We start from the raw sequence: 15,422 nt of genomic DNA on the forward strand, positions 1-15,422 counted from the left end.
CGCCGCACCCCGCCAACCCCTGCCGTCAGCATATCGCAACGCCCGGGGCGCCGTACAAGGTCGCAACGGGACTTGCGCCCGTGACGGCACCGTCTATAACCCCGGCAATTTGCGCGATGGGGACCGAGACATGCCGAAGAGAACCGATATCACATCCATCATGATCATCGGCGCGGGGCCCATCGTCATCGGGCAGGCGTGCGAATTCGACTATTCCGGCGCGCAGGCCTGCAAGGCCCTGCGCGAGGAAGGCTATCGCGTGATCCTCGTGAACTCCAACCCCGCGACGATCATGACCGATCCGGGGCTGGCGGATGCGACCTATATCGAACCGATCACCCCCGATGTCGTCGCCCGCATCATCGAAAAGGAACGCCCCGACGCGCTGTTGCCCACCATGGGCGGGCAGACCGGGCTGAACACCGCGCTGGCGCTGGCCGACATGGGCGTGTTGGAAAAGTACAAGGTCGAACTGATCGGGGCCAATCGGCAGGCCATCGAAATGGCAGAAGACCGCAAGCTGTTCCGCGAGGCGATGGACCGGATCGGGCTGGAAAACCCCCGCGCCACCATCATCGCGGCGCCGAAACTGGCCAATGGCAAGTATGACGTCACCGCCGGCGTGACCGAGGCGATGAAGGCGCTGGAAGACATCGGCCTGCCCGCGATCATCCGCCCGGCCTTCACCCTTGGCGGCACGGGAGGCGGGGTCGCCTACAACCGCGACGACTATGAACGCATCGTGCGCTCGGGCCTCGACGCCTCGCCGGTGGCGCAGGTGCTGATCGACGAATCCCTTCTGGGCTGGAAGGAATACGAGATGGAGGTGGTGCGCGACCGCGCCGACAACGCCATCATCGTCTGTTCCATCGAGAACGTGGACCCGATGGGCGTGCACACGGGCGATTCGATCACCGTCGCCCCGGCCCTGACGCTGACCGACAAGGAATACCAGATCATGCGCAACGGCTCTATCGCCGTGCTGCGCGAGATCGGGGTGGAAACCGGCGGGTCCAACGTCCAGTGGGCGATCAACCCCGCCGATGGCCGCATGGTGGTGATCGAGATGAACCCGCGGGTGTCGCGGTCCTCGGCGCTGGCGTCCAAGGCCACGGGCTTCCCCATCGCCAAGATCGCGGCCAAGCTGGCCGTGGGCTATACGCTGGACGAGCTGGACAACGACATCACGAAAGTGACACCCGCCAGCTTCGAACCCACCATAGATTATGTGGTCACGAAGATCCCGAGGTTCGCTTTTGAAAAGTTCCCCGGGTCGGAACCCTTGCTGACCACCGCCATGAAATCGGTGGGCGAGGCGATGGCGATCGGCCGCACCATCCATGAATCGCTGCAAAAGGCGCTGGCGAGCCTGGAAACCGGCCTGACCGGCTTTGACGAGATCGCGATCCCCGGCGCCCCCGACAAGGCCGCGATCACCGCCGCGCTGTCGCAACAGACGCCCGACCGGCTGCGCATCATCGCGCAGGCGATGCGCCACGGCCTGTCGGACGACGACATCCAGCATGCCACGGCCTTCGATCCCTGGTTCCTGGCCCGCATCCGCGAAATCGTGGAAACCGAGGCGCGCATCCGCAAGAACGGCCTGCCGCTCGACGCCGCGGGGCTGCGCGGGCTCAAGATGATGGGCTTCACCGATGCGCGGCTGGCGAAACTGACGGGGCGCGACGAAGGGCAGATCCGCCGCGCGCGGCGCAATCTGGGCGTGACGGCCGTCTTCAAGCGCATCGACACCTGCGCCGCCGAATTCGAGGCCCAGACCCCCTACATGTATTCCACCTACGAAGCCCCCGCGATGGACGAGGTGGAATGCGAGGCCCGGCCGAGCGACCGCAAGAAGGTGGTCATCCTGGGCGGCGGCCCCAACCGGATCGGACAGGGGATCGAGTTCGACTATTGCTGCGTCCATGCCTGCTATGCGCTGACCGACGCGGGCTATGAGACGATCATGGTCAACTGCAACCCGGAAACCGTCAGCACCGACTACGACACCTCGGACCGGCTGTATTTCGAACCCCTTACACTGGAACATGTGCTGGAAATCCTGCGGGTGGAACAGGAAAACGGCACGCTGCACGGGGTGATCGTCCAGTTCGGCGGGCAGACGCCGCTGAAGCTGGCGCAGGCGCTGAAGGACGAGGGCATCCCGATCCTCGGCACCACGCCCGACGCCATCGACCTTGCCGAGGACCGCGAGCGGTTCCAGCATCTGCTGAACGATCTGGGCCTGAAACAGCCCGTCAACGGCATCGCCCACAGCCGGGACGAGGCGTTCGAGATCGCGGCGCGCGTCGGCTATCCGCTGGTCATCCGCCCGTCCTACGTTCTGGGCGGCCGGGCGATGGAAATCGTGCGCGACGATGCGCAGCTGGAACGCTACATCACCACCGCCGTGCAGGTTTCGGGCAAGAATCCGGTGCTGCTGGACAGCTATCTGTCGGGCGCGATCGAGGTGGATGTGGACGCGCTCTGCGACGGGCAGAACGTCCATGTCGCAGGGATCATGGAACATATCGAAGAGGCCGGCGTCCATTCGGGCGACAGCGCCTGCTGCCTGCCGCCCCACAGCCTTTCGGCCGACACGGTAGAAGAACTGAAACGCCAGACCGAACTGATGGCGCGGGCGCTGAACGTGGTCGGGCTGATGAACGTGCAGTTCGCCATCAAGGACGGCGTGATCTATGTGCTGGAGGTGAACCCCCGCGCCTCGCGCACCGTGCCCTTCGTCGCCAAGGCGACGGACAGCGCCATCGCCTCCATCGCCGCGCGGCTGATGGCGGGCGAACCCCTGTCGGCCTTCCCGCTGCGCGCGGCCTATCCCGATGGCGTCGGCCCCGACGACGCGCTGCCGCTGGCCGACCCGCTGACGCTGGCCGACCCGATCACGCCATGGTTTTCGGTGAAGGAAGCCGTGCTGCCCTTCGCCCGCTTCCCCGGCGTGGACCCGCTGCTCGGCCCGGAAATGCGGTCTACCGGCGAGGTGATGGGCTGGGACCGGACCTTCGCGCTCGCCTTCCTCAAGGCGCAGATGGGGGCGGGGACGATCCTGCCGGATGCGGGCCGGGTGTTCCTGTCGGTCAAGGACGCCGACAAGACCCCCGCGCTGGCCGAGGCCGCGGGCGACCTGACGCGCATGGGGTTCGAGATCGTGGCGACCCGCGGCACCGCGAAATGGCTGGCCGATCAGGGGATTGCCGCGACGGCGGTGGCCAAGGTCTATGAGGGCCGGCCGAACATCGTCGACCAGTTGAAGGACGGCACCATCGCGCTGGTGATGAACACGACCGAGGGCAACCAGGCGATTTCCGACAGCCGCGACATCCGCCGCGTGGCGCTGATGGACAAGATCCCCTATTTCACCACCGCCGCGGCATCGGTCGCCGCGGTGGCGGCGATGAAGGCCCGGGCCGAGGGCTACGGCGTGCGCACCTTGCAGGGCTGAGCCCCCCGGGGGCGCGCTACAGGCCGCGCGCGCCCGGGTTTTCTTCGGTCACGAAGGCGGCAAGGCCCGCCGCGTCGGACACCGCCACCCGGCCATAGCCGAGCCGGATCCAGCCGCGCGCCGCGAAATCCTTCAACACCGCGTTCATCGTGTGGCGCGAGACATTGGCCATTTCCGCCAGATCCGACTGCGTGACCGCACAATCCCCGGTCTCCTGGGGATACACGCCCGCCGTCGCCCCGCTGACCCGCAGCAGAACGGCGGCGATCCGCTGATCCGACCGGCGGATCAGCAGGTCGCCCAGAACCTCGACATAGATGTTCATGTTGTATTCCGGCAGTTGCGCGAAACATCTCCCCGCCCCCGCCAACCGCTGCGAGATCACCTCGACCGACTGCAACGTCACATAGGCCACGGCCGTCGGTTCCATCGCGCGGAAAGCCAGCATGCGGGGCCTGCCGGTGAACATCGGCCCGTGGCCGAACCAGCTGCCGCGCCGCAGGATGTCGCCCAGGGTCAGCCCGCCCATGCGGTTCAGCCCCATGACACCGAAACTGCCGCTGACGATGCCGAAAATGCCGCCGGGGTTGTCGCCGATGTGATGGGTGAACTCGCCCGCCTCATAGCGCACCAGCCGCGCCTGTTCCAGCACGGCGGCCTGAAAGCCGGACGGCATGCCGGCCAGCCAGCCGCGTTCCAGCACCGCCTGAAATTCCTCCCCGGCCCCGCGCCTGGGTGTCATCATCACTTTCCTTTCAAAAACTTTCTGCGCCTGCGATCAATTGTCGAAAAACAGGCAATCCCGGGCAGGCAGCACGGTAGAGAACATCCCGGATCGTGTGTCAAGGAACAGTATAGATTTTCGGCTTTGGGCGGTCCGACTGCGCGCGCGATCCTTGGCGCGCGCGCATCCCCAGGCGGCGCGTGCGTTCCCCAGGCGCACGCGCCCTTCCCCGGCCCCCCGGCATGCGCGGCATTGACTTCGCCCCCGATATGCCCCATCTCGGTTCCGTCCCCAGGCCCGTGCCGCGTGAGCACCTGACGGCCCGGACAAAGGTTCCCACCATCACGCAGGGGTACCACGGCGGTTGCGGCCTTGCGGACATGCGGTCCCCCGGCGCGCGGCGGCCTTCACCCTGCGCCCCCCACGGGGCGGACCAGCGGCGGCAACCCGCCCGGAAAGATTTTCATGACCACTTTCGCCGGCCTCGGCCTTTCCCCGAAACTTCTGCTTGCGCTGGAAAAGACCGGCTTCACCACCCCCACGCCGATCCAGCTGGAGGCGATCCCCCATGTCATGGCGGGCCGCGACCTGATGGGGCTGGCACAGACCGGCACCGGCAAGACGGCGGCCTTCGGCCTGCCGTTGCTGCACCGGCTGCTGGACATCGGTCACCCGCCCGGGCCGCGCAACGTGCGCGCGCTGATCCTTGCGCCCACGCGCGAACTGGTGGCGCAGATCGCGGAACATCTGGAAGGCTTCACCAAGGGCACGCCGGTGCGCGTGACCTCTGTCACCGGCGGCGCCTCGATCAACAAGCAGACGGAACGCCTGGCGCGCGGCGCCGATGTGCTGGTGGCGACGCCGGGGCGGCTGATCGACCTGCTGGACCGCCGCGCCGTCAGTCTGGAAAACACCGGCTATCTGGTGCTGGACGAGGCCGACCAGATGCTCGACATGGGCTTCATCCATGCGCTGCGCAAGATCGCCCGCCATCTGCCGCACAAACGGCAGACGCTGATGTTTTCGGCCACCATGCCCAAGCTGATCGACGAACTGGCGCAGACCTATCTGCGCGATCCGGTCAAGGTGGCGGTGAACCCGCCCGGCAAGACCGCCGACCGCATCGACCAGGCGGTGCATTTCACCAACCAGGGCGACAAGGCGAAGCTTCTGGAAAGCTATCTGCAACAGCATCCGGCCGAATCGGCGCTGGTCTTTTCGCGCACCAAGCATGGCGCGGAAAAGCTGATGAAGCTGTTGAATTCCTGGGGCTTCGCCGCCGGGTCGATCCACGGCAACAAAAGCCAGAACCACCGCGAACGCACGCTGAAGGAATTCCGCGAGGGCACGCTGAAGGTGCTGGTGGCGACCGATGTGGCCGCGCGCGGGATCGACATTCCGATCGTCCGCCATGTCTACAACTACGACCTGCCGAACGTGCCCGACAACTACGTCCACCGCATCGGCCGGACGGCGCGGGCCGGGGCCTCGGGCCGCGCCGTGGCCTTCTGCGCGCCCGCCGAGATGGAGGAGCTGCGCGCGATCGAGAAGGTGACGGGCCAGCCGCTGGCCATCGCGGGCGGTACACCGCATGCGGTGGAACCCTCGGCAGCGCCCGTCCGCCGGCCGCAGCAGCAACGGCGCGGGGGCGGGGGCGGCGCAAAACCGGCGCGGCAGGGGGCGGGCGCGGGGAAACCCGCGGCCAAACCGGCGCCCAAGCCCGCCTCGGCCAAACCCGCGGCCCGCCCCGGCGGTTCCGCACCGCCCCGGCGCGATGCGAAACCCCGCCAATCGCACGGCGCACGCGGCTGATCCCGTGCCCGACCGCGCCGCGCATCGCGCGGCGCCACCCCCAACCGGGGATGCCGCCCGTAAGGGCGGCGTCAACGGGCGGGAGCCTTCCCGGGTCTGCTACACCGGGTTCGGCAGCGGCCGGCCCTCGGCCCAGGCGATGAGGTTCTTCACCGCCATCATCCCCATCGCCTCGCGCACCTCCAGCACCGCGGTGCCCAGATGCGGCAGCAGCACCGCGTTCTCCAGCCGCCGCAGCGCCGCGGGCACCTCGGGTTCGTATTCGTAGACGTCGAGCCCCGCCGCCGCGATCCGGCCCTCTTCCAGGGCCGCGATCAGCGCCGGTTCGTCCACCACATCGCCGCGCGCGACATTGACCAGCACGCCATGCGCAGGCATCGCCGCCAGCGCCGCGGCCCCGATCAGGTGCCGCGTCCCCGCCCCGCCCGGCACTGCGATCACCACGAAATCCTGCGCCATCGCCTCTGCCAGCGTCGCGACCTGCCGCGCGGGCACGCCCGCGTCGGCCACGGGCGAGCGGTTGAAGAACGCGACCTGCATGCCGAAGCCGTGATGCGCCCGCCGCGCCACCGCCCGCCCGATCCGGCCCATCCCGACGATACCCAGCCGCTTGCCCGTGACCTGCCGCCCCAGCATCTGCGTCGGCTGCCAGCCGGTCCAAGCGCCCGCCCGCACCAGCCGTTCGCCCTCGCCCGCCCGCCGTGCCGCCGTCAACAGCAGCGTCATGGCGATGTCGGCGGTGGCATCCGTCACCGCGCCGGGGGTATTCGTCACCGCCACCCCCGCCGCCTTGGCCGCCGCCACGTCGATATGATTGTAGCCCACGCCGAAATTCGCCAGCAGCCGGCAGCGCACCGCCCCCGCCCGTGCAAAGGCCCCGGCGGTGAAGGCATCGCCGAGCGTCGGCAGGATCGCGTCGTAATCCGCCAGCGCCGCCGCCGCGCCTTCCTCTGTCAGGGGCGCGGGGTTGTCGTTCAGCACCACCTCGAACCGGGCGCGGGCGGCCTCCAGCACCGTATCGGGCAGGCGGCGGGTGATGAGGATGCGGGGCATCAGAACATCCTTCCGCCCAACGGCACCTCGGCATCGGGGCGCAGCAGCACCACCGCGCCATCGGCATCGGGCACGCCCAATACCAGCACCTCGGACATCACCTTGCCGATCTGCCGGGGCGGAAAGTTCACCACCGCCAGCACCTGCCGGCCCACCAGATCCTCGGGCCGGTAATGCACGGTGATCTGCGCGGCGGACCGTTTCTCGCCGATGCCGTCGCCGAAATCGACCCAGAGCCGGTACGAAGGGTTGCGCGCCTCGGGGAAGGGCTCGGCGCGGGTGATGCGGCCGACGCGGATGTCCACGCGGGCGAAATCGTCGTAAGCGATCTGCGGCGCGGCGCTCATGCCCCCAGCTCCCGCCCGCGGTCGGCGGCGGCCTGCACGGCGCGGCGCATCAGCGGGGGCAGCCCGGTGTCGGCATCCATCAGCACCGCCAGCGCGGCGGCGGTGGTGCCGCCGGGCGAGGTGACGTTGACGCGCAGCTGTCCGGCCGATTCGGCGGCGCGATGCGCCAGTTCCCCCGCCCCGGTCACGGTCGCCCGCGCCAGCCGCATCGCCAGATCGGGCGCCAGCCCTTGCGCCACGCCCGCCTCTGCCAGCGCCTCGATCATGTGGAACACATAGGCGGGGCCGGAACCGGACACGGCGGTGACGGCATCCATCTGATGCTCGCCCTCCAGCCGCACCACCTGCCCCACGGCGGACAGCAGCGATTCGGCCAGCGCCATCTGGTCCCCGGTCACACGGGCATTGCCGCAGATCGCGGTGATGCCCCGGCCCACGGCGGCGGGCGTGTTGGGCATGGCACGCACCACCGGCGTATCCGCACCCAGAAGCGCCTCATATGCCGCGATCCGCGTCCCGGCGGCGATCGTCACCACCAGCGTGCTGCCGTTGCCATAGCCCGCCATCTGCGGCAGCGCCCTGCCCATCATCTGGGGCTTGACCGCGATCAGCACCACCGCCGGGTCGGGCGGCAGGTCGCCGCCCAGATGCAGCCCCTGCGCCGCCAGCCCCTTCAGCCAGTCCGAGGGATGCGGTTCGAGCACCCAGACCGATGCGGGGGGCAGCCCCTGCGCCAGCCAGCCTTCCAGCAGGGCGGACCCCATCTTGCCACAGCCCAGAAGCACCAGCCCCCGCCGGGCCACCATATCCTGTTGCATCGCACCCCTCCCTGTTCAGGCGGGGCGGAGGTTAGGCGCGCCCGTAAGCCTCTGCAATGGCGACCTGCATCGCGTCCTCGGGCGTGCGGTCGGCCCAGCTGACCAGCTGGAACGCGGGGTAGAAACGTTCGCAGGCCGCCACGGCGGCGGAAATCATCCGGCCCACCTGTTCCGGCCCCGCCATCTGCCCGCCCGCCAGCACCAGCCCATAGCGCCAGACCATCAGCCGCTGTTCGCCCCACCAGGCGAAGGCCCCGGCCCAGCATTCGTCGTTCACCCGGTTGAGCAGCGCATGCAGCGCGGGTACCCGCGCCTCGGGCGGGTCCATCTCGAAGGTGCAGATGAGCCGCAGCACCTCGTCGCGCGCCGACCAGGCGAGGGTAAGCGAATAGGTCCGCCACTGCCCCTCGACCGCCATGGCAATCTGGTCGTCCGTCACGCGGTCGAATTCCCAGTCGTGATGCGCGGCCAGCGATTCCACCACGTCGATGGGGTGGATCTCGTCGGCCAGGAGGTAGTCTTCGGAAAGCGACATGCCTGCCTCACTCTGATGTCCGGGGCCACGCCCCCCAAGACTGGGCGCCCGGCAACCAGCGGCATCTGCCGGACACCCACATACTAGATATGGTGTGCCCAAAGCAGAAGCCTGTAAAGCAAAATCTGGTGCGATTTCCTGTGGAGAACTCTGTCCCTTGTGGTTTACCCCCAGAATCGGTGGTAGGGGATCAGCGGTTGCGGGTATCGACGGGATAGGCGGTCGTGTACTTGACCCGCTCCATCGTGAAATACGAGGTCACGTTGCGGATCGCCACCGCGTCGGTCAGTTGCCGGTAGATCCGGTCGAGCGTCGGTAGGTCCGGCACGGCGATGCGCAGCAGGAAATCCAGATCCCCCGCGATACGGTAGACCTCCATGATCTCGGGGATGGTGGCGACGGTCCTGCAAAAGGCGTCGCGCCATTCGGTGGAATGGTCGGGCGCCTCGACGCCGACAAAGACCGTCAGCCCGAAACCGAGCTTGGCCGGGTCGGCCATCGCCACCCGTCCGGTCAGCACGCCCGCCGCCTCCAGCTTCTGGATGCGTTTCCAGCAGGGGGTCTGCGACAGGCCCACGCGTTCGGCGATTCGGGCCAGCGGCAGGGTGGCGTCCTGCATCAGTTCCGCCACGATCTTGCGGTCGATGAGGTCCAGCGCGTCCATCCAAACGTCCCGTTGTCTTTGGCCCGCAGCGGTGCGGGCGGGGGGTTCAGGATGGCGGAAAAATACATTAATGTCTACATTGTTTATCGTGATATATCCCGTACCCCCCGGATACCGGAATTTCGCCCGCCAAACCCCCGGCCGACATTGATTCCTTCCCGCACAGGCCGTAGGTCTGAGGATATGATCACGCAGAAGATGAAATACGCCCTCAAGGCGCTTCTGGTTCTGGCCGACGAGGCCGGGAAGGAAGCGCCGGAGCCGCTGACGATCGAAGAGATCGCCCGCCGCTCCGGCACGCCCAAGCGGTTTCTGGAACATATCCTGCTGGAAATCCGCAACGCCGGCGTCATCGCCTCCACCCGGGGGCGGTCGGGCGGCTACAGCCTGATCAAGAAACCGTCCGACGTGTCGATTTCGGAACTGCTGCGCCTGATCGACGGGCCCATCGCCCCCCTGCCCTGCCTGTCGCGGCGCGCCTATCAGCGGTGCGAGGACTGCACGGACGAGGCCACCTGCCGCATCCGCAAGGTCTTTGCCGAGGTGTTCTGGTCCTACCTGCTGATCATCGAATCGCTCACGCTCGAAGACATGCTGCGCCAGGGTGTGCCGCCGATGCTGGCCGATACACCGGCAATCACCTGACATCCTTATACATTTCCTGACCACCCCGCCGGCCCCGCCGCGCGGGGCGGAGAAAATCCTTCTCCAATCACGACAAAATTAGACGTTTTAATTCCGTTGATAAACACGACTTCTCCGGTAGATATTAAACCCATGGCAGACGGACCTGCCGCCCCGCACCGAAGGAGCATCGAGATGATCGCCGTGACCCCCGCCGCCCTGACCGGAACGCCCGTGACCATGGATGCCCGCTGCGCGATGTTCATGGTCTCGCTCATCGACCGCCGCACCGGGGCGACCCACCGCGTGAACGGCGCCCCCCTGCGCCTGTTCAGCGCCGACCCCGAGGCGACCGCCGGCGCGCTGCTGCGCAACCGCGACCCCCGGCACTGGGAAACCCGCGTCGCCCGCCTGCATTCCGGGGGCGTGCAATGACCGCCCTCCGCCACACCGCATTCCATTCGAGGACCATCCCCATGCTGACCACCATCACCATCGCCGGCCGCGTGCTGGCCCAGGGCGACAAGGTGCAGGACCACGCCGACGGCCGCGTCACCATCTCGACCGGCCTGCAACGCCTGACCGGCTGGCCCGTGACGCGGTTCCTGCGCAACAGCCTGCCGGCCTTCCTGCTGGCCTTCGGCGTGCTGACGGCCCCCGCGGGGGCAGAGGCGCAGCAACTGCTGAACGTCAGCTATGACCCGACGCGCGAGCTGTACCGCGACATCAACGCCGCCTTCGCGAAACACTGGGAAGGGCTCGGCAACCCCGCGCCGCAGATCGAAACCTCGCACGGCGGTTCCGGCAGTCAGGCGCGGGCGGTGGTCGACGGGCTGAACGCGCAGGTGGTGACGCTGGCGCTCGCCTCCGACATCGACCGGATCGCGCAATCGGGCAAGATCCCGGCCGACTGGCAGGCGCGCCTGCCCCACAACTCCTCGCCCTACACCTCGACCATCGTGTTCCTGGTGCGCGAGGGAAACCCCAAGAACCTGACCGACTGGGGCGACCTTGTGCAGGCGGGGGTGGAGGTCATCACCCCCAACCCCAAGACGAGCGGGGCGGCACGGTGGAGCTATCTGGCCGCCTGGGCCTGGGCCGAAAAGAACGGGCAGGATCCGAAGGACTTCGTGGGCAAGCTCTACAAGAACGTCCCCGTGCTGGATTCCGGCGCGCGCGGATCGACCACGACCTTCGCGCAGCGGGGCATCGGCGATGTGCTGCTGGCCTGGGAAAACGAGGCCTATCTGGCGCTGAAGGAACTGGGCGAGGATGAATTCGACATCGTGGTGCCCTCGCTGTCGATCCTCGCGGAACCGCCGGTGACGCTGGTGGACGCCAACCTGACGGACGAGGCGACCAGGACGCTCGCCGCCGCCTATCTCGACTACCTCTATTCGCCCGAGGGGCAGGCGCTGGCCTTCAAGCACTTCTACCGCGCCTGGGACAAATCCGCCGCGGCGCCCGAGGATGTGGCGCGCTTCCCGGAACTGGAGCTGGTCGACATCGCCCATTTCGGCGGATGGGCCAAGGCGCAGCCCGAACATTTCGGCGACGGCGGCGTGTTCGACCAGATCTATACCGCGAAATGAGGTGACGGGATGGCACGCCCCCTCATCCACCGATCGCCGATGCCGGGGCTTTCCCTCAGTCTCGGCATCACGGTGACGATGCTGAGCCTGGTGGTCCTGTTGCCGATCGGCGCCCTTCTTCTGAGGGGCGCCACTTTCGGCATCGAGAACGTCTGGGATACGATCAACCGCGAACGGGTGTGGCGGGCGCTGTTCCTGTCGTTCCGCCTGTCGCTCATCGCCGCGCTGTTCAATCTGGTGTTCGGGGTGATCCTTGCCTGGGTTCTGGTGCGCTACCGCTTTCCGGGGCGGCGGCTTCTGGATGCGGCGGTGGACCTGCCCTTCGCGCTGCCCACCGCGGTGGCCGGTATCGCGCTGACCGCGCTTTACGCACCCAACGGGGTGTTCGGGTCGCTGGCGAAAGGGATCGGCTGGAAGATCGCCTATACCCAATGGGGGATCTTCATCGCGCTGGTCTTCGTGGGCCTGCCCTTCGTCGCCCGCACTGTCCAGCCCGTGGTCGAGGAAATCGAGCGCGAGGTCGAGGAGGCATCCGCCACCCTCGGCGCCGGGCGGTTCTACACCATCCGCCGGGTGATCTGGCCCATGCTGCTGCCTGCCGCACTGACGGGCTTTGCGCTCGCGCTGGCCCGCGCGGTGGGCGAATACGGCTCGGTCATCTTCATCGCCGGCAACATCCCGCTGGTGACGGAAATCGCCCCCCTGCTGATCGTGATCCAGCTGGAGGAGTTCAACAACGACACGGCCGCCTCCATCGGCATCGCCATGCTGCTGATTTCCTTCGCGATGCTGCTGGTCATCAACCTCATCCAGATCTGGAGCCGGCGGAGGATCGGACATGTCTGACACAACCCTTGCTGCCGCCCCTGCCCGGCGCCACCGCCCGGTGACGACCGAAACCCCGCTGGCGCGGTGGGCGCTGATCCTGCTGGCGGGGGGCGGGCTGGCCCTGCTGGTCTTTGCCCCCCTCGCCGCGGTCTTTGCCGAGGCGCTGGCCAAGGGCGTCACCGCTGCGGTGGAATCGCTTGCCAACCGCGACGCGCGCGCGGCGATCCGGCTGACGCTGACCATCGCCGCGATTTCCGTCCCGCTCAACGCCGCCTTCGGCATCGCCGCCGCCTGGCTGATCACCAAGTTCGACTTCCGCGGCAAGGCCTTCCTCATCACGCTGATCGACCTGCCGTTTTCCGTCAGCCCGGTGGTGGCGGGGCTCTGCATCGTGCTGATGTTCGGGGCCAATTCGCTGATCGGCGGCTGGCTGGTGGCGCAGGGCTATCCCATCGTCTTCGCCCTGCCGGGGATCGTGCTGGCCACGGTCTTCGTCACCTTCCCCTTCGTCGCGCGCGAACTGATCCCGGTGATGATCGAACAGGGCCGGGCCGAGGAAGAAGCCGCACTGACCCTCGGCGCCAGCGGCTGGCGGGTGTTCCGCACGGTGACGCTGCCCAACATCCGGTGGGCGCTGCTCTATGGCGTGCTGCTGTGCAACGCGCGCGCGATGGGCGAATTCGGCGCGGTCGCCGTGGTTTCGGGCAAGATCCGGGGCCAGACCGCGACCATGCCGATCACCATCGAGATGCTTTACAACGAATATCTCTCGGTCGCGGCGTTCAGTCTGGCGGCGGTGCTCACGCTGCTGGCGCTGGTCACGCTGCTGCTCAAGACCACGCTGGAAATCCGCCATGCCGATGCCCTCGCCGCGGCGCACCGCCATTAGGAGGCCCCCGATGCATATCGAGATCGACGAAATCGCCAAGACCTTCGGGACGACCGCCGCGCTCCATCCCGTCTCGCTCGCCATTCCCTCGGGGGCGCTGGTGGCGCTGCTCGGCCCCTCGGGGTCGGGCAAGACAACGCTTCTGCGCATCCTCGGCGGGCTCGAATACCCGACCACGGGGCGGGTGCTGTTCGACGGGCAGGATGCGGCCGGGCTCACGGTGCAGGAACGCCGCGCGGGCTTCGTGTTCCAGTCCTATGCGCTCTTCCGGCACATGACGGTGGCGGAAAACATCGCCTACGGCCTGCGCGCCCGCCCCCGCGCGACCCGCCCGCCGCGGGCGGAAATCGCGCGGCGCGTGGCGCGGCTGCTGGAACTGATCCAGCTGCCCGACATCGGCGCGCGCTATCCCGGCCAGCTGTCGGGCGGCCAGCGCCAGCGCGTCGCGCTGGCCCGCGCGCTGGCCATCGAGCCCAGGATGCTGCTTTTGGACGAACCCTTCGGCGCGCTCGACGCCAAGGTGCGCAAGGAACTGCGTCAGGGCCTGCGGGACATCCATGACGAGACCGGCCTGACCACCGTCTTCGTCACCCACGACCAGGACGAGGCGATGGAACTGGCCGATCTGGTGGTGGTCATGTCGATGGGCCGGATCGAACAGATCGGCAAGCCCCAGGACATCCGCGCCCGCCCGGCCACGCCCTTCGTGCGCGATTTCATCACCGCCTGAAACGGCAACGCGCCCGGCGGCAGACCGGGCGCGCTGTGTCTTGTGTGCCTGTCGGCGCCGGGGGCCAGCCCCGCGCCGGCTGGTTCTCGAACCAGTGGCGCACCAGCCGGCGCGGGGCTGGCCCCCGGCACCGCCCTGTCCACCCGCACCGCCGGGTGAAAAAGGCTCAGGACACCTTTTCCAGGATCGAGCAGTAGTTCGCCACCGCCGTCCCGCCCATGTTGAACACGCCCGCCAGCTTGACATCGGGCAGCTGCAGATCGCCGGCCGAACCGTCCGCCTGCATCGCCGCCATGATATGCATGGACACGCCCGTCGCGCCGATCGGATGCCCCTTGGACTTGAGCCCGCCCGACACGTTCACCGGCAGCCTGCCGTCCTTGCGCGTGATCCCCTCGCGCACGACCTTGTAGCCTTCGCCCGGCGCGGCAAGGCCCATCGCCTCGTATTCGATCAGTTCGGCGATGGTGAAGCAGTCATGCGTTTCCACCAGCGACAGGTCATCGAGCGTCACCCCCGCCTGCGCCAGCGCCCCGGCCCAGGCCCGGCGCGCGCCGTCGAAGGCCAGCGGGTCGGCCCGGCGCGACATCGCCATGATGTCGTTCACATGGTGCCGCGCGCGGAAGGCGATGGCGCGGTTCAGGCTGGCCGCCGTTTCAGCATCCGCCAGCACGATCGCCGCCGCCCCGTCCGACACCAGCGAACAATCCGTGCGCCGCAGCGGCCCCGCGACATAGGGGTTCTTGTCGGACACGGTGTTGCAGAAATCGAAGTCGAAATCCTTGCGCATATGGGCATAGGGGTTCAGCAGCCCGTTCGCATGGTTCTTGGCCGCGATCATCGCCAGTTCCGCCGAACGGTCGCCATACCGCTGGAAATAGGCCTGCGCGATGCGCCCGAAAATGCCGGCGAAGCCGCCCGCCACGCCCGCCTCTTCCTTGTGATAGCTGGCGCCCAGAAGGATGTCGCCGGTCTGTTGCGTGCTGACGGCGGTCATCTTTTCCGCCCCCACCACCAGCGCGATCCGGCCGCGGCCCGAGGCGATGTAGTCCATCGCCGTATAGATCGCGGCAGACCCGGTGGAGCAGGCGTTTTCCACCCGCATCGCGGGTTTGAAGGCCAGCGCCTCGTTGGTCATGCCCACCAGCCCGGCCTGGAAATCCTGCGGCGAAAAGCCGTTGTTCATCACGCCGACGAAGATGGCGTCGACATCGGCGGCGCCGACCCCGGCGTGTTCCAGCGCCTGGTCCACGACCTGCCCCATCAGCGCCTCGGTATCCGGGGCCTCGGACTTGCCGAATTTCGAATGCGCCCAACCGACGATCTGCGCGTTGTTCATGAGGTTC

Annotated in this window: 15 protein-coding genes; 8 read left to right on the forward strand and 7 right to left on the reverse strand. The window is 68.0% G+C overall.

Annotated elements, in window-relative coordinates:
* Window positions 1-130 precede the first annotated feature (130 nt).
* Window positions 131-3,460 (forward strand): carbamoyl-phosphate synthase large subunit, encoded by a 3,330-nt coding sequence (gene carB / locus RGD00_RS00990; protein WP_310455229.1) that lies wholly within the window; start codon window positions 131-133, stop codon window positions 3,458-3,460.
* 16 nt (window positions 3,461-3,476) lie between these two features.
* On the opposite strand, the gene RGD00_RS00995 is transcribed toward carB, so the two are convergent.
* Window positions 3,477-4,202: a Crp/Fnr family transcriptional regulator gene (locus tag RGD00_RS00995; RefSeq protein ID WP_310455230.1), complete on the reverse strand. Its 726-nt coding sequence runs from the start codon at window positions 4,200-4,202 to the stop codon at window positions 3,477-3,479.
* 447 nt (window positions 4,203-4,649) lie between these two features.
* On the opposite strand from RGD00_RS00995, the gene RGD00_RS01000 reads away from it, so the two are divergent.
* A complete protein-coding gene (locus tag RGD00_RS01000) occupies window positions 4,650-5,996 on the forward strand; it encodes a DEAD/DEAH box helicase (RefSeq protein WP_310455231.1) in 1,347 nt (448 codons plus the stop codon).
* Between the two features lie 99 nt (window positions 5,997-6,095).
* Here the strand turns inward: RGD00_RS01000 and RGD00_RS01005 are convergent, their stop codons facing one another.
* The 5 genes from RGD00_RS01005 to RGD00_RS01025 form a co-directional block, all read right to left on the reverse strand.
* Window positions 6,096-7,049, reverse strand: a complete 954-nt coding sequence (locus RGD00_RS01005) for a 2-hydroxyacid dehydrogenase (protein ID WP_310455232.1) — start codon at window positions 7,047-7,049, stop codon at window positions 6,096-6,098.
* A complete protein-coding gene (locus RGD00_RS01010; protein WP_310455233.1) occupies window positions 7,049-7,396 on the reverse strand; it encodes a tRNA-binding protein in 348 nt (115 codons plus the stop codon). Before RGD00_RS01010 ends, RGD00_RS01005 begins: the two co-directional genes overlap by 1 nt.
* Window positions 7,393-8,214, reverse strand: coding sequence for a pyrroline-5-carboxylate reductase (gene proC / locus RGD00_RS01015; protein WP_310455234.1), 822 nt, complete (start codon window positions 8,212-8,214; stop codon window positions 7,393-7,395). The genes RGD00_RS01010 and proC overlap by 4 nt, the downstream gene beginning before the upstream one ends.
* A 31-nt stretch (window positions 8,215-8,245) precedes the next feature.
* A complete protein-coding gene (locus RGD00_RS01020; protein ID WP_310455235.1) occupies window positions 8,246-8,749 on the reverse strand; it encodes a type III secretion system chaperone family protein in 504 nt (167 codons plus the stop codon).
* A 190-nt stretch (window positions 8,750-8,939) separates the two neighbouring features.
* A complete protein-coding gene (locus RGD00_RS01025; RefSeq protein ID WP_310455236.1) occupies window positions 8,940-9,413 on the reverse strand; it encodes an Lrp/AsnC family transcriptional regulator in 474 nt (157 codons plus the stop codon).
* Window positions 9,414-9,596: 183 nt separating this feature from the next.
* Here RGD00_RS01025 and RGD00_RS01030 point away from each other — a divergent pair, with 183 nt between their 5' ends.
* The 6 genes from RGD00_RS01030 to RGD00_RS01055 all read left to right on the forward strand — a co-directional run bounded on the left by RGD00_RS01030 (window position 9,597) and on the right by RGD00_RS01055 (window position 14,076).
* Window positions 9,597-10,058 carry an RrF2 family transcriptional regulator gene (locus RGD00_RS01030; RefSeq protein WP_310455237.1) on the forward strand — a complete coding sequence of 154 codons (462 nt, stop codon included), beginning with the start codon at window positions 9,597-9,599 and terminating at the stop codon, window positions 10,056-10,058.
* A gap of 174 nt (window positions 10,059-10,232) precedes the next feature.
* Window positions 10,233-10,472 carry a hypothetical protein gene (locus RGD00_RS01035; protein WP_310455238.1) on the forward strand — a complete coding sequence of 80 codons (240 nt, stop codon included), beginning with the start codon at window positions 10,233-10,235 and terminating at the stop codon, window positions 10,470-10,472.
* Between the two features lie 41 nt (window positions 10,473-10,513).
* Complete coding sequence (locus tag RGD00_RS01040) at window positions 10,514-11,629, forward strand: sulfate ABC transporter substrate-binding protein (RefSeq protein WP_310455240.1); 1,116 nt, start codon at window positions 10,514-10,516, stop codon at window positions 11,627-11,629.
* A 9-nt stretch (window positions 11,630-11,638) separates the two neighbouring features.
* Window positions 11,639-12,475, forward strand: coding sequence for a sulfate ABC transporter permease subunit CysT (gene cysT / locus RGD00_RS01045; RefSeq protein ID WP_310455241.1), 837 nt, complete (start codon window positions 11,639-11,641; stop codon window positions 12,473-12,475).
* A complete protein-coding gene (gene cysW, locus RGD00_RS01050; RefSeq protein WP_310455243.1) occupies window positions 12,468-13,346 on the forward strand; it encodes a sulfate ABC transporter permease subunit CysW in 879 nt (292 codons plus the stop codon). The genes cysT and cysW overlap by 8 nt, the downstream gene beginning before the upstream one ends.
* A 10-nt stretch (window positions 13,347-13,356) precedes the next feature.
* Window positions 13,357-14,076 (forward strand): sulfate/molybdate ABC transporter ATP-binding protein, encoded by a 720-nt coding sequence (locus RGD00_RS01055; protein ID WP_310455244.1) that lies wholly within the window; start codon window positions 13,357-13,359, stop codon window positions 14,074-14,076.
* Between the two features lie 166 nt (window positions 14,077-14,242).
* On the opposite strand, the gene RGD00_RS01060 is transcribed toward RGD00_RS01055, so the two are convergent.
* Window positions 14,243-15,415 carry an acetyl-CoA acetyltransferase gene (locus RGD00_RS01060; RefSeq protein ID WP_310455245.1) on the reverse strand — a complete coding sequence of 391 codons (1,173 nt, stop codon included), beginning with the start codon at window positions 15,413-15,415 and terminating at the stop codon, window positions 14,243-14,245.
* Between the last annotated feature and the right edge of the window lie 7 nt (window positions 15,416-15,422).

Source organism: Ruixingdingia sedimenti (assembly GCF_031432425.1).
GTDB classification, from domain to species: Bacteria; Pseudomonadota; Alphaproteobacteria; order Rhodobacterales; family Rhodobacteraceae; genus Ruixingdingia; species Ruixingdingia sedimenti.